Genomic DNA, 12,943 nt, shown 5'->3' on the forward strand with positions numbered 1-12,943 from the left:
TTTTCTTATCTACTTCACCTGGGTGGTGGCGAAGTTATTGGTTGTCAGAGGGCTGATGTGATAACCCTCAACGTTGTTGCGCATTGCAGTGAACATCCGGGTGTGGGCCATGCTGATCCACGGTTGGTCCTGATTGAACAGCACCTGGGCTTGTTCATACAGCTTGGCGCGTTCGGCCGGATCTACTTTAGCCCGTGCTTCGTCAAGCAGTGTCTGGAATTTCTCGTTGCACCAGCGAGCGTAGTTTTCGCCGTTCTTGGCGGCTTCGCAACTGAGCATAGGCGTCAGGAAGTTATCCGGGTCGCCGTTGTCGCCCGCCCATCCGGCCGACACCATATCGTGTTCGCCGGCCTTGGCGCGCTTGAGCATCTCACCCCATTCCATCACACGGATGTCGATCTTGATCCCGACTTTCGCCAGGTCAGCCTGCATCATTTGTGCGCCGAGCATCGGGTTCGGGTTGGTCGGGCCGCCGCCATTGCGGGTGAACAGGGTGAACACGGTGCCTTCCGGCACGCCGGCTTCCTTGAGCAGGGCGCGGGCCTTGTCGAGGTCACGTGGCGGGTTCTTCAGCTCGTGGTTGTAGCCCAGCAGGGTCGGCGGGTACGGGTTGACCGCGACGGTCGCGTTGCCCTTGCCGAACAGCGCGTTGACGTAGGCTTCCTTGTCGAAGGCGATGTCGATGGCTTTGCGCACCCGCACGTCGCTCATGTACTTGTGCTGGGTGTTCATGGCGACATACGAGACGGTCATCGCATCCAGTTCGTCGACTTTCAGGTTGCTGTCTTTCTTGATGCTCGGGATGTCATCCGGTTTCGGATACAGCGCGATCTGGCACTCGTTGGCCTTGAGCTTCTGCAAGCGCACGTTGTTGTCGGTGGCGATCGCCAGGATCAGCGCGTCAGCCGGAGGCTTGCCACGGAAGTAGTCCGGGTTGGCCTTGAAGCGTACCTGGGCGTCCTTGTTGTAGCGCTGGAAGATGAACGGCCCGGTGCCGATCGGTTTGCTGTTCAGGTCGCCGGTCTTGTTGGCCTTGAGCAACTGGTCGGCATATTCGGCCGGATAGATCGAGGAGAACGCCATGGCGATGTCGGCCAGGAACGGCGCTTCGCGGCGGGTCAGGGTGAACTTGACGGTGTTGTCGTCGACTTTCTCGACGCTTTTGAGCAGTTCCTTGAAGCCCATGCTTTCAAAGTACGGGAAGCCCACGCTCGACAGCTTGTGCCACGGGTGATTCGGGTCCAGCTGACGCTGGAAGCTCCAGACCACGTCGTCGGCATTCATGTCGCGGGTCGGCTTGAAATAGTCGGTGGTGTGAAACTTGACGCCTTTGCGCAGGTGGAACGTGTAGGTCAGGCCGTCTTCGCTGATGTCCCAGGACTCGGCCAGCGCCGGAATCACTTCGGTGGTGCCGGGCTTGAAGTCCGCCAGACGGTTGAAGATGGTTTCGGCCACCGCGTCGGCAGTGACTGCAGTCGTGTACTGGACCATATCGAAGCCTTCCGGACTGGCTTCGGTGCAGACCACCAAGGGTTTGGCCGAGACGCCGATGGCGGCGCTCAACAAGGCGGCAGCGACGGCCGCACGTAGGGGAAGCATTTTCATCGTTAACCCTCTGCAATCGGTTGAAGACAAAAAGCCGAACGGCCGACTCGTCACTGAGTCAGCCGTCGGCACGCGTTTTTACAGAATGTTGAATGGTACGGTGGTCACGAGACGGAACTCGTTGATGCTGCCGTCAGCCTGGTTTTCGCTGGCACGGTGAGCGGTGTAGGTAGCGCGCACGGTGGTCGCCTTGAGCGGACCGCTCTGTACCGCGTAGGTGGCACCGATGCCGTATTCGTAGTGGTGTTCGCCGTCCATGTTTTTCACGTCATACGCAGTGCCGGTGTAGTGAGTACCGTCGATGCCCCAGCCGCGAGCCTGGTAGATGTTGAACTTCAGGCCTGGTACGCCGTACTCGGCCATGTTCAGACCGTAGGCGACCTGGAAGGATTTCTCGTTCGGGCCGTTGAAGTCGGACAGCAGGGAGTTGGCCAGGTAGATGCCGTTGGTTTCGTGCAGGTAGTCGAAGTACTCGTTACCGTTAATTTCCTGGTACGAGAAGGTCAGGCTGTGTGCCTGGTGGGTCAGGCCGAACGACAGGGAGTAGGTGTCGTTGTCGATGTTGCCCATCTCTTTTTTGCCGGTATCGACCGTCTTGTAGTAGTTCAGGCCGGTGGTCAGGCTCACGACATTGCTGTCACCCAACTCGTGGGTGGCGCCGAAGTAGTACTGGTTCCAGAAGTCTTCAACCTTGGAAGCGTACAGGCTGGTCTTCAGGCTTTTCAGCGGCTGGTAGTTCAGGCCGACGATGCTCACGCGATCGGTTTCGGCATTGTTGTTGGTGTACTCGGAGCGGAATTTCGACAGGCTTTCTTCGGTACGCGGCGATACGCGGTCGAAGCTGCCGGCGTCGAACGACAGGTTGTTCAGCTCTTCGCTGTGCAGGCTGACACCTTCAAAGCTCGAAGGCAGCGCACGGTTGCCGATGGTGTCGACGATGGGGGTGCTGAAGTTCTGGCGACCGGCGGTCAGGGTGGTGTTGGAAACGCGGAACTTGACGTTGGCCAGGCCCAGTTTGCTCCACTGACCTTCGGCATCACCGCCTTCTTTGGTCAGGGTACGGTTGTTGCCTGCGCCTGGACGCGAGCCCGGTGCGCCACCATTGTTGGAGGCCAGATCCTTGCGGTCGCGCTCCAGGGCAACGGCGTTGTACGCGGCCACTTCAGTGCTGACACCGACGGTGCCCTGAGTGAAGCCGGAGGTGTAGTTGACGATGGTGCCCTGCACCCAGTTGATACGACGATCGGTCGGGGTTGCAACGCCGTCTTTGCGGTAGGTGAACTTGCCGCCACGTTTCAGTTGCTCGTTGGCGTACCAGTTACGGGTCGTGCCGCTGATCTTGGAGCCTTCGAGAAAACCGGTGGCTTCAGCCTGGGCGCTCTGCTCGTTGACGGTAACCGGGGTGAACGCCTGGCTCTGTTCCTCGGCATAAGCCGTGGCGGTGATGCTGCTGATGGCCAGGGCCAGTATCGCGGTGCTGCTCAGTTTCATGGGTGAAGCTCCTTTACTTTCTTTTTATGCCGGCTTTTTTTATAGGGCCGGTTTTTGGTTTTAGAACTCATTCACACATCGCAAACGTTTGCAAAAGGCCTGATTGGCGAATTTCGGCAAAGCGCTTGCGTGAGGAGGTAGACGGCCTCCTCAGCGATGCGGCTAGTCGGTTTTTTGTTTAATCGATGCTGACACCCGAAAACACGTTGCGACCGAACGGGCTCACCTTGAACCCCTCGACTCTCGCGCTCAGCGGCTGGTTGACCGTCGAGTGGGCGACAGGCGTGATCGGCACTTGCTGCTTAAGCAACTGTTGGGCCTGTTTGTAGAGCACGGTGCGCTGCTCACGGTCGGTGACCACCTTGGCCTCCTTGATCAGCTTGTCGTAAGCCGGGTCGCACCACATGGAATAGTTGTTGCCGCCAATGGCGTCGCAGCTGTACAGCGTGCCGAGCCAGTTGTCCGGGTCCCCGTTGTCACCGGTCCAGCCGATCAGGCTGATGTCGTGTTCGCCATTCTTGGTGCGCTTGATGTACTCGCCCCATTCGTAACTGACGATCTTCACTTTCAGACCGATCTTGGCCCAGTCAGCCTGGAGCATTTCGGCCATCAGCTTGGCGTTCGGGTTGTACGGGCGCTGCACCGGCATGGCCCACAGGTTGATCTCTGTGCCTTCCTTGACGCCGGCAGCCTTGAGCAGTGCCTTGGCTTTTTCCGGGTTGTAGGCGGTTTCCTTGATGGTGTCGTCGTAGGCCCACTGGGTCGGTGGCATGGCGTTGACGGCCAGTTGACCGGCGCCTTGATAAACAGCGTTGAGAATCCCTTGTTTATTCACCGCCATGTCCAGCGCCTGCCGCACTTCGAGCTGGTCGAACGGTTTATGGCGCACGTTGTAGGCGATGTAGCCGAGGTTGAAGCCCGGCTTTTCGATCAATTGCAGTTTCGGGTCGTTCTTCAGTGCCGGCACATCCGCCGGGCGTGGATGCAGTGTGACCTGGCACTCGCCGGCCTTGAGCTTCTGCACGCGAACCGAGGCGTCGGTATTGATCGCGAAAATCAGGTTCTTCAGCTTCACCCGGCTCTGATCCCAGTAATGCGGGTTACCGGTGTAGCGGATGTTCGAGTCTTTCTGATAGCTCTTGAACACGAACGGCCCCGTGCCGATCGGCTTCTGGTTGATGTCGCTCGGCTTGCCTTCGGCCAGCAATTTGTCGGCGTATTCGGCAGACAGAATGGCGGCGAAGCTCATGGCGATGTTCTGGATGAACGCGGCGTCGACGCTGTTGAGCGTGAACACCACGGTCAGCGGCCCGGTCTTTTCGACCTTGGCGATGTTCTTGTTGAGGCTCATCCCGTTGAAATACGGGAACTCGGTCGGATAAGCCTTACGGAAAGGCTGTTGCGGATCGAGCATGCGATTAAACGTGAACAGCACGTCGTCGGCGTTGAAATCGCGGGTAGGTTTGAAGTACGCCGTTGAATGAAACTTCACCCCTTCACGCAGGTGAAAGGTGTACTTGAGACCATCCTCGGAAATATCCCAGCTCGTTGCCAGACCCGGTACGACATTGGTCGCGCCTTTTTCGAATTCAGCCAGGCGGTTGTACAGCGGTTCGGCGGCGTCGTTATCGGTGGCCGTCGTGTACTGCGCGGTATCGAAACCGGCCGGACTGCCTTCGGAACAGAACACCAGGCTGTCGCTGGCGGCAAAACTCGCGGACGTGGCGGCCAGCAGGCCGGCGCCCAGCAATGCGGAAAAAACCAAGGTATGGCGCATGACGCTCCCTCTTTATCTCAGTGTTTTTCAATGCGCCGTGATCCCTTCCAGGGAAGTTGTGGCTGCATTGAGCTCAAACCCACAGCAAACCGATAGCCCACGCAGTCACTGGTCAGAACCTGACGGTAGGGACCGCAGGTCTGGCAGTAAATGCGCAGAGTCCTAAAGACTCGTAGGAAAAGGCGACACGTCCTAAACCAACCTGGTAGGGCCAGGTGGAAATGGATGTAGGCAAATTCCTGACTAATCGGCAGAAAAAAACGGCGGCAACGCTGAAAACGTCGCCGCCGGCTTTTTTACTTGATGCTGACGCCGTAGAAGGAGTTCAAGCCGAATGGGCTGATCTTGAAGTCCTGCACGTTGGCGCGCATGGGTTGATACACCGTCGAGTGAGCGATAGGTGTCATAGGGACTGCATCTTTGAGGACGTGTTGCGCCTCTTTGTAGAGTTCGGTGCGCTTGGCCTGGTCGGTGGTGCGCTTGGCTTCTTTCACGAGGCCGTCGAATTTCTTGTCGCACCATTTGGAGAAGTTGTTGCCACTCAGGGAGTCGCAACCAAACAACACGTTGAGCCAGTTGTCCGGATCACCATTGTCACCGCTCCAGCCAATGATCATGGCCTGGTTCTCGCCACCTTTGGAACGCTTGATGTACTCGCCCCACTCGTAGCTGGTGATCTTCACGTTCAGACCGATCTTCTTCCAGTCGGACTGGAGCATTTCGGCCATCAGTTTGGCGTTCGGGTTGTACGGACGCTGAACCGGCATCGCCCACAGGACGATCTCGGTACCTTCCTTGACGCCGGCTTCCTTGAGCAGCTGCTTGGCTTTCTCAGGATCGTACTTGGCGTCCTTGATGGTGGTGTCGTAGGACCACTGGGTCGGCGGCATGGCGTTGACGGCCAGCTGGCCCGCGCCCTGGTAAACCGAGTCGATGATCTGTGGCTTGTTGACGGCCATGTCCAGCGCCTGGCGAACACGCAGGTCGGCCAGCGGGTTCGGCTCGTTGCTGCCTTTGACCTTGTCCATCACGTTGTAGGCGATGTAGCCCAGGTTGAAGCCGGCCTGGTCAGGCATCTTCAGCGCAGGGTCGGCTTTCAGTGCAGCGAGGTCGGCCGGACGTGGGAACAGGGTGACCTGGCACTCGTTCTTTTTCAGCTTCTGGATACGGACCGACGGGTCGGTGGTGATGGCGAAGATCAGGTTGTCGATCTTCACGTCTTCAGGCTTCCAGTAATCCTTGTTGCCGGTGTAACGGATGTTGGAGTCTTTCTGGTAGCTCTTGAACACGAACGGGCCAGTGCCGATCGGCTTCTGGTTGATGTCGGCAGCCTTGCCTTCCTTCAGCAGCTGGGCTGCGTACTCGGCGGACTGTACCGAAGCGAAGCTCATGGCCATGTTCTGGATGAACGCGGCGTCGACTTCTTTCAGGGTGAACTTGACGGTGTGGTCGTCGACTTTATCGATCTTGGTGATGTTGGTGTCCATCCCCATGTCGGTGAAGTACGGGAATTCGGTCGGGTACGCCTTACGGAACGGGTCATCCTTGTTAATCATGCGATTGAAGGTGAACAGCACGTCGTCGGCGTTGAACTCACGAGTCGGCTTGAAATACGGGGTGGTGTGGAACTTGACGCCTTCACGCAGATGGAAGGTGTAAGTCAGGCCGTCATCAGAAATGTCCCACTTGGTCGCCAGACCAGGAATCACGGCGGTACCGCCACGCTCGAACTGGGTCAGACGGTTGAACATGGTTTCGGCTGAGGCGTCGAAGTCGGTTCCGGTGGTGTATTGGCCTGGATCGAAACCGGCCGGGCTGCCTTCGGAGCAGAACACCAGGTTAGTCGCAGCGGTGGCGAAAGGTGCGGAGGCTAACAAGCCTGCGCCGACTAAAAACGGAATGACCGCGTGTTTAAGCATGTTGGCCTCATGATTTGTTGTCATTTTTTAATATTGAGGTACGACCTCGTGAGTCGTGCCTGCGGATACTTATGCAGGGCCCATACCCAATGCAAGATCCAGAGCGCCCGGCGGCATCAAACGGTGGCACGAACGTACCTTAATGTCGCATCTGTATAACTTCTGACGCATTTGACCGTTTGCGGTCGGTTTTTACGGTGCAAACGAAGCCCCAAAACGGTGCATTGGTCACGTTTTGCGCGCCGAATCGGGGCCCGGTGTTACTTATTTATACCCACGCCATAGAAGGGGGTTAGACCGAACGGGCTGATCCTGAAGTCGGTGACTTCCTTGCGCAGCGGCTGGAACACCGTGGAGTTGGCGATCGGCGTGATCGGCACCTGCTGTTTAAGGATCAGTTGCGCCTGTTGATACAGTTTTACCCGTTGCGATTTATCCGTGGCCACCTTGGCCTGCTGCACCAGTTTGTCGTAGGCCGGATCGCACCATTTGGCGTAGTTGCTGCCTTTCACCGCCGCGCAGCTGTAAAGCACGCCCAGCCAGTTGTCCGGGTCGCCGTTGTCACCGGTCCAGCCGTAGATCATCGCGTCGTGTTCGCCATTCTTGGCGCGCTTGATGTACTCGCCCCATTCATAGCTGACGATGTTGGCCTTGATACCGATCTTCTCCCAATCCTGCTGGATCATCTGTGCCGACATTCGCGCATTGGGGTTTGAAGCGCGTTGCACGGTCATGGCCCAGAGGTTGATGGTTGTACCAGGTGCAACCCCTGCTTCCTTGAGTAGCGCCTTGGCTTTTGCAGGGTCGTGCGGCGCGTCTTTTATGTTCGGATCGAACGACCATTGCGCGGGCGGCAGGGCGTTTTGCGCCAACTGCCCGGCACTCTGGTAAACCGCCTTGATGATCGCCGGTTTGTCGATGGCCATGTCCAGTGCCTGACGCACCTTGAGCTGGTCCAGTGGTGGATGGGTGGTGTTGTAGGCGAGGAAACCGAGGTTGAAACCGGCCTGCTTCAACACGCGCAGGTTCGGGTCTTTTTCCATCACTTCGATGTCGGCCGGGCGCGGATAGCCGCTGACCTGGCACTCGCCGTTCTTGAGCTTTTGCAGGCGAACGGCGGCGTCCGGAGTGATCGAGAACACCAGGTTGTCGATTTTCACGTCTTCGGGTTTCCAGTAGTCCTTGTTCGCCGCGTAGCGGATCTGCGAGTCCTTTTGGTAGCGCTTGAACACGAACGGGCCGGTGCCGACCGGTTTCTGGTTGATATCCGCCGCTTTGCCTTCCTTCAGCAACTGCGCGGCATATTCGGCCGATTGCACTGAAGCGAAGCTCATGGCGAGGTTTTGAACGAACGCGGCGTCGACGTTGTTCAGGTTGAAGCGCACGGTGTTTTCGTCGAGTTTTTCCACAGATTTGATCGTGGTGTTCAGGTCCATGTCGGTGAAGTACGGGGACTCGGCGGGGTAGGCCTTGCGAAAGGCGTTGTCCGGGTCAAGCAGACGCTGGAAGGTGAACAGCACGTCGTCGGCGTTGAAGGTGCGGGTCGGGGTGAAGTAGTCGGTGGTGTGGAATTTTACGTTTTGGCGCAAGTGGAAGGTGTACCGGAGGCCGTCCGGGCTGACGTCCCAGCTTGTGGCCAGGCCGGGTTCGATGTCGGTGCCGCCGCGTTTGAATTGGGTGAGGCGGTTGAAGACGGTTTCGGCGGAGGCGTCGAAGTCGGTGCCGCTGGTGTATTGGCTGGGGTCGAAGCCGGCGGGGCTGGCTTCGGAGCAGTAGACGAGGGTTGTGGCTGCGTTTGCGATTGGGGTTATGGCTGTCAGGGCCAGGGTTATTAGAAGTGGTTTGAGGGTGAATCGATCCATGGAGTCCCCGGGTGTATTGGAGGTAGTTGTGGGGAGGAGGGTAGCCGGGGTTTCGGTGGGTGCGGAAATATCGTTTTTCTAGGTGAGGTGTCTATCTCGGTATATCTGGGGAGGTTGTGAACATATCCGTTTTTTCGGGTGCTGCGGCTTATGGTTCCGCCCTTACGGCGGGTCACTTTTTACAAACGCCTAAAAAGTAACCAAAAACGCTTGCTCCTGCGTTCGGCCCGCTCGCTAGGGCTCGGGGTTCCTTCGCTCCGGGATTCATCCGGGGGGCATCGCCTACGGTTTGCTTCGCTGCACCTCCTCTCGATGTGTTTGGCTTCGCCAAACGGTCGCTGCGCTCCCACCCCCGGATAAATCCCTCCACTCAGCCTTCCGACGTCGCCCGAAGATCAAAAGCGGTACTCGAGCTAACGCTCATCGTGTTGAGTGGGGCGGCATGCGCCGCGTGCGGGTTGTCCTTGCCTACTTTGTAGGATCTGCCGAAGGCTCGGGCCGCGATCGGACGATCTTTTGATCTGGCTTTTGCTGTTTTGTGGGAGCTGGCTTGCCACCGATGGCGGCCTGGTAGCCGACCAATGTCTGGGCAGGTGTACTCGGTTGAAACTGTGGGAGCGGGCTTGCTCGCGAAGAGGCCCACACAGTCACCCGATTACTTTGCTGTGTTTAGAGGTGTGTGAAATCACCAGAACCTTCCCACAAGGTTTTCAGGTTGTCCGTCGGACGTGCGCTCTCTAGGCTTGGGTTGTCGCTGAAGGTTCAGCGATCGGGTGTGAGAACCCGGCAATTCATAGTCATTCAGTGTTCATGCCCGCATAATTGCCGCCAGCCAATCCGCTGCATGCAAATGCGTTATGGCGGCTCTGTGCGGGCAGACTTATGTCTGGCCGGGTGCCTATGACCGGTTTTCTCACCCCGCACAAAGCTGCCACCTCTTCGCCGTGTGAGAAACGGCAGGAGATGGCTCAATTTCATAGGTGAAACGCATGACTAAGCCTGTACCCGATCCACCCGAAGAAAAACCAACCCCACTCGAAGAAGCTCTCCGCGCCGATGACCTCGCTCGAAACCGCGAAGCCATCAAACGCGCCCTCGATTTCTATCTCTGCCCCAACCTTTCCAAACCACGCCCGAGCACGATGTACATGGTCACGCCCAACGTCGACACCGAAAGCCTGCTGGCCAATGCCTGCGAATCCCTGGCGTCGGCCAGTACCATCGCCAGCAATTTCGCCAATGAGCTCAGCGGTTCGCAGCGCAGTACGGCGCTCGGGATCCAGCAGATCATCATGCTGGCCGAGCTGGCGGTGAACCGGGCGCTGGATCGGGTTGATCCGCAAACCTGAGACCGTGTCATCGTTCATCGCCAGCAGGCTGGCTCCCACAGGAGTTCGCATTCCAAATGTGGGAGCTAGCTTGCTAGCGATGACGGCGGAGCTGACAACCCAAATGCCGGGCACAAAAAAACCGGCGATCATCACCGATCGCCGGTTTTTCATTCAGCTGTCACTCAATCACTGCATCAGCACTTCAATCGAGCCATCAGCGGTCAGGCTGACCTGGCTGGTGCCGGCTTCGACTTCAGGCGTGACGGGCGCCGAATCCATGCCGGCGGCTTTCATCATCATCGGGGCGCGCATGTACGGTTGTGGGAAGCCGTTGCTGTTGAGGTTCAGGTTGACGATTTTGTAGCCCTTGCCGCCCAGGGCGTCGGTGGCCAGTTGGGCGCGGGCCTTGAAGGCGGTGACGGCTTCTTTCAGCAGCTTGTCTTCGCTGGCCTTGCGGGTCGGGTCGGCGATGGCGAAGTCCATGCCGCCCATTTTCAGGTCGGTCAGCAGTTCGCCGGTGAGCTTGGACAGGGCGGCGAAGTCGGCGCTTTCCAGACGCAGTTCGGCGCGTTCGCGCCAGCCGGTGATTTTCTGGCCCTTGGTGTCGTAGATCGGGTAGCTGTTGCGGCTGCCCTGGCGCAGGGTGATGTCTTTGACCTGCTTGGCCTGGGCCAGTGCCTTGTTCATGGTGGTGCTGACGTCGGCGGCGAGTTTGGCCGGGTCAGTATTCTGTTCTTCGGTGTAGAGGGTCACGATCATCAGGTCGCGGGCCACTTCCTGGCTGACTTCGGCGCGCAGGGAAATCTGGTTGTAGTGCAGCTCATCGGCAGCTAGGGCCGGAAGGCTGGCGACACTGCCGACGGTCAGGGCGAGAAGGGCGGCGCTGCGGCGAAATGTGTGCATGAAAGCTCCTTGATGAGGGCGCAGGTGATGGTTCGGGGGCCTGCGTGAAACCATCAGACTCTAGCGTTTATGATCCGGTTCGCCCAGTTACAACTTCTATACAGATGGGCCTTATAGCCGCCGCGACGCTTTTTGCCATGTGGTCGTTTGCCGCACTTTCGCCTCTCGAGCCCGCGCCTTGGTTATACTCCGTGCGATCCGCCTGGAGCGCTCATCAGGAGAGCTCATGCTCGCCCCCGTACAACTGACTTCCGCCACTCGCCAGAACCTCTGGCGGCTGACTTTCATCCGCACCCTGGTGCTCGCCGCGCAGGCCGGTTCCGTGGGTCTGGCCTACTGGCTGGATCTGTTGCCGTTGCCGTGGGTGCAACTGGTGATGACCCTCGGCTGTTCGATTCTGCTGTGTGTGTTCACCGCCGTGCGTCTGCGCACTTCGTGGCCGGTGACCGAGCTCGAATACGCGCTGCAATTGGCCTGCGATCTGGTTATCCACAGTGCCTTGCTGTATTTCTCCGGTGGTTCGACCAACCCGTTCGTTTCGTATTATCTGGTGCCGCTGACCATCGCTGCGGTGACGCTGCCTTGGCGTTATTCGGTGGTGCTGTCCGGTATTGCGCTGGCTTTGTACACCCTGATGCTGACGCATTTCTATCCGCTGGAAACCCTGCCGGTGGCCCGGGAGAACCTGCAGATCTACGGCATGTGGTTGAGCTTTGCCCTGGCGGCGGCAGTGATTACGTTCTTCGCCGCGCGCATGGCTGAAGAGTTGCGCCGGCAGGAGGAGTTACGGGCGATCCGCCGTGAAGAAGGTCTGCGCGATCAGCAGTTGCTGGCCGTGGCGACTCAGGCCGCCGGTGCCGCCCATGAATTGGGTACGCCGCTGGCGACCATGAGCGTGTTGCTCAACGAAATGCAGCAGGATCATCACGACCCGATGCTTCAGGAAGACCTGAAGGTGCTGAAGGATCAGGTGAAGCTCTGCAAGGAGACTCTGCAGCAACTGGTGCGCGCGGCCGAGGCCAATCGCCGGATGGCGGTGGAGATGCAGGACGTTACCGACTGGCTCGACGAAGCGCTCAATCGCTGGCACCTGATGCGCCCCGAGGCCAGTTACCGCTTCCAGCGCCTGGGCCAGGGCCCGCTGCCACGTGTGGCGCCGCCGCCGGATCTGACCCAGGCCTTGTTGAATCTGTTGAACAACGCCGCCGACGCCTGCCCGGAAAACCTTCAGGTGACCCTGGACTGGACCGCCGAAGACCTGACCATCAGCATCCGCGATCATGGTGCCGGTGTGCCGCTGGCCATCGCCGAACAGATCGGCAAACCGTTTTTTACCACCAAGGGCAAAGGCTTCGGCCTGGGCCTGTTTTTGAGCAAGGCCAGCGTGACACGCGCCGGCGGCTCAGTGAAACTCTATAGTCATGAGGAAGGCGGCACGCTCACCGAGCTGCGCCTGCCCCACGGCGTCCGAGGAGAGCAACATGAGTGACGAAATCCAAGTCGAAGGCGAAGAACTGCCGCATTTGCTGTTGGTCGATGACGACGCGACCTTCACCCGGGTGATGGCCCGTGCCATGGCCCGCCGTGGCTTTCGCGTCAGCACCGCCGGTTCCGCCGAGGAAGGTCTGACCATCGCCCAGGCCGATCTGCCGGACTATGCCGCGCTGGACCTGAAAATGGACGGCGACTCCGGTCTGGTCCTGCTGCCGAAGCTGCTGGAGCTGGACCCGGAAATGCGCGTGGTGATCCTCACCGGTTACTCGAGCATTGCCACGGCCGTCGAAGCGATCAAGCGAGGCGCCTGCAATTACCTGTGCAAACCGGCGGACGCCGACGACGTGCTGGCGGCGCTGCTGTCCGAGCACGCCGACCTCGACAGCCTGGTGCCGGAAAACCCGATGTCGGTGGACCGCCTGCAGTGGGAACACATCCAGCGCGTGCTGACCGAGCACGAAGGCAACATCTCCGCCACTGCCCGCGCCCTGGGCATGCACCGCCGCACCCTGCAGCGCAAACTGCAGAAGCGCCCGGTTCGTCGCTGAACCTGCGCTGAAC

At 59.0% G+C, this 12,943-nt stretch carries 9 protein-coding genes; 3 read left to right on the top strand and 6 right to left on the bottom strand.

Annotation, left to right across the window (positions count from 1 at the left end; translation table 11 throughout):
* Positions 1–9: 9 nt before the first annotated feature.
* From J5M72_RS08750 to J5M72_RS08770, 5 genes are all read right to left on the bottom strand, one after another.
* A complete protein-coding gene (locus J5M72_RS08750) occupies positions 10–1,605 on the bottom strand; it encodes an ABC transporter substrate-binding protein (protein ID WP_169428834.1) in 1,596 nt (531 codons plus the stop codon).
* A gap of 78 nt (positions 1,606–1,683) precedes the next feature.
* Positions 1,684–3,096: an OprD family porin gene (locus tag J5M72_RS08755; RefSeq protein ID WP_169428835.1), complete on the bottom strand. Its 1,413-nt coding sequence runs from the start codon at positions 3,094–3,096 to the stop codon at positions 1,684–1,686.
* 178 nt (positions 3,097–3,274) lie between these two features.
* Entirely contained in the window at positions 3,275–4,873 is a 1,599-nt protein-coding gene (locus J5M72_RS08760; RefSeq protein ID WP_207865196.1) for an ABC transporter substrate-binding protein, read from the bottom strand.
* 296 nt (positions 4,874–5,169) lie between these two features.
* Entirely contained in the window at positions 5,170–6,792 is a 1,623-nt protein-coding gene (locus J5M72_RS08765; protein WP_207865198.1) for an ABC transporter substrate-binding protein, read from the bottom strand.
* 260 nt (positions 6,793–7,052) lie between these two features.
* The gene (locus J5M72_RS08770; protein WP_207865200.1) at positions 7,053–8,654 is read right to left on the bottom strand and encodes an ABC transporter substrate-binding protein; all 1,602 of its coding nucleotides are present in this window, start codon (positions 8,652–8,654) and stop codon (positions 7,053–7,055) included.
* A gap of 989 nt (positions 8,655–9,643) precedes the next feature.
* Here J5M72_RS08770 and J5M72_RS08775 point away from each other — a divergent pair.
* The gene (locus J5M72_RS08775) at positions 9,644–10,003 is read left to right on the top strand and encodes a DUF6124 family protein (RefSeq protein WP_207865202.1); all 360 of its coding nucleotides are present in this window, start codon (positions 9,644–9,646) and stop codon (positions 10,001–10,003) included.
* A gap of 168 nt (positions 10,004–10,171) precedes the next feature.
* On the opposite strand, the gene J5M72_RS08780 is transcribed toward J5M72_RS08775, so the two are convergent.
* The gene (locus J5M72_RS08780; RefSeq protein ID WP_085729587.1) at positions 10,172–10,888 is read right to left on the bottom strand and encodes an SIMPL domain-containing protein; all 717 of its coding nucleotides are present in this window, start codon (positions 10,886–10,888) and stop codon (positions 10,172–10,174) included.
* Positions 10,889–11,114: 226 nt separating this feature from the next.
* Between J5M72_RS08780 and J5M72_RS08785 the strand changes: the two genes are divergently transcribed.
* Positions 11,115–12,377, top strand: coding sequence for an ATP-binding protein (locus J5M72_RS08785; RefSeq protein WP_169428840.1), 1,263 nt, complete (start codon positions 11,115–11,117; stop codon positions 12,375–12,377).
* Positions 12,370–12,930 (top strand): response regulator transcription factor, encoded by a 561-nt coding sequence (locus J5M72_RS08790; RefSeq protein WP_003221630.1) that lies wholly within the window; start codon positions 12,370–12,372, stop codon positions 12,928–12,930. Before J5M72_RS08785 ends, J5M72_RS08790 begins: the two co-directional genes overlap by 8 nt.
* Positions 12,931–12,943: the final 13 nt, after the last annotated feature.

The sequence above is a fragment of the Pseudomonas sp. 58(2021) genome, assembly GCF_017491585.1.
Lineage (GTDB): Bacteria > Pseudomonadota > Gammaproteobacteria > Pseudomonadales > Pseudomonadaceae > Aquipseudomonas > Aquipseudomonas fluorescens_BT.

Coding starts and splice junctions, on each gene's coding strand:
- J5M72_RS08760 (WP_207865196.1), bottom strand. CDS start 4,873: ATGCGCCATACCTTGGTTTTTTCCGCATTGCTGGGCGCCGGCCTGCTG.
- J5M72_RS08780 (WP_085729587.1), bottom strand. CDS start 10,888: ATGCACACATTTCGCCGCAGCGCCGCCCTTCTCGCCCTGACCGTCGGC.
- J5M72_RS08790 (WP_003221630.1), top strand. CDS start 12,370: ATGAGTGACGAAATCCAAGTCGAAGGCGAAGAACTGCCGCATTTGCTG.
- J5M72_RS08755 (WP_169428835.1), bottom strand. CDS start 3,096: ATGAAACTGAGCAGCACCGCGATACTGGCCCTGGCCATCAGCAGCATC.
- J5M72_RS08750 (WP_169428834.1), bottom strand. CDS start 1,605: ATGAAAATGCTTCCCCTACGTGCGGCCGTCGCTGCCGCCTTGTTGAGC.
- J5M72_RS08770 (WP_207865200.1), bottom strand. CDS start 8,654: ATGGATCGATTCACCCTCAAACCACTTCTAATAACCCTGGCCCTGACA.
- J5M72_RS08775 (WP_207865202.1), top strand. CDS start 9,644: ATGACTAAGCCTGTACCCGATCCACCCGAAGAAAAACCAACCCCACTC.
- J5M72_RS08785 (WP_169428840.1), top strand. CDS start 11,115: ATGCTCGCCCCCGTACAACTGACTTCCGCCACTCGCCAGAACCTCTGG.
- J5M72_RS08765 (WP_207865198.1), bottom strand. CDS start 6,792: ATGCTTAAACACGCGGTCATTCCGTTTTTAGTCGGCGCAGGCTTGTTA.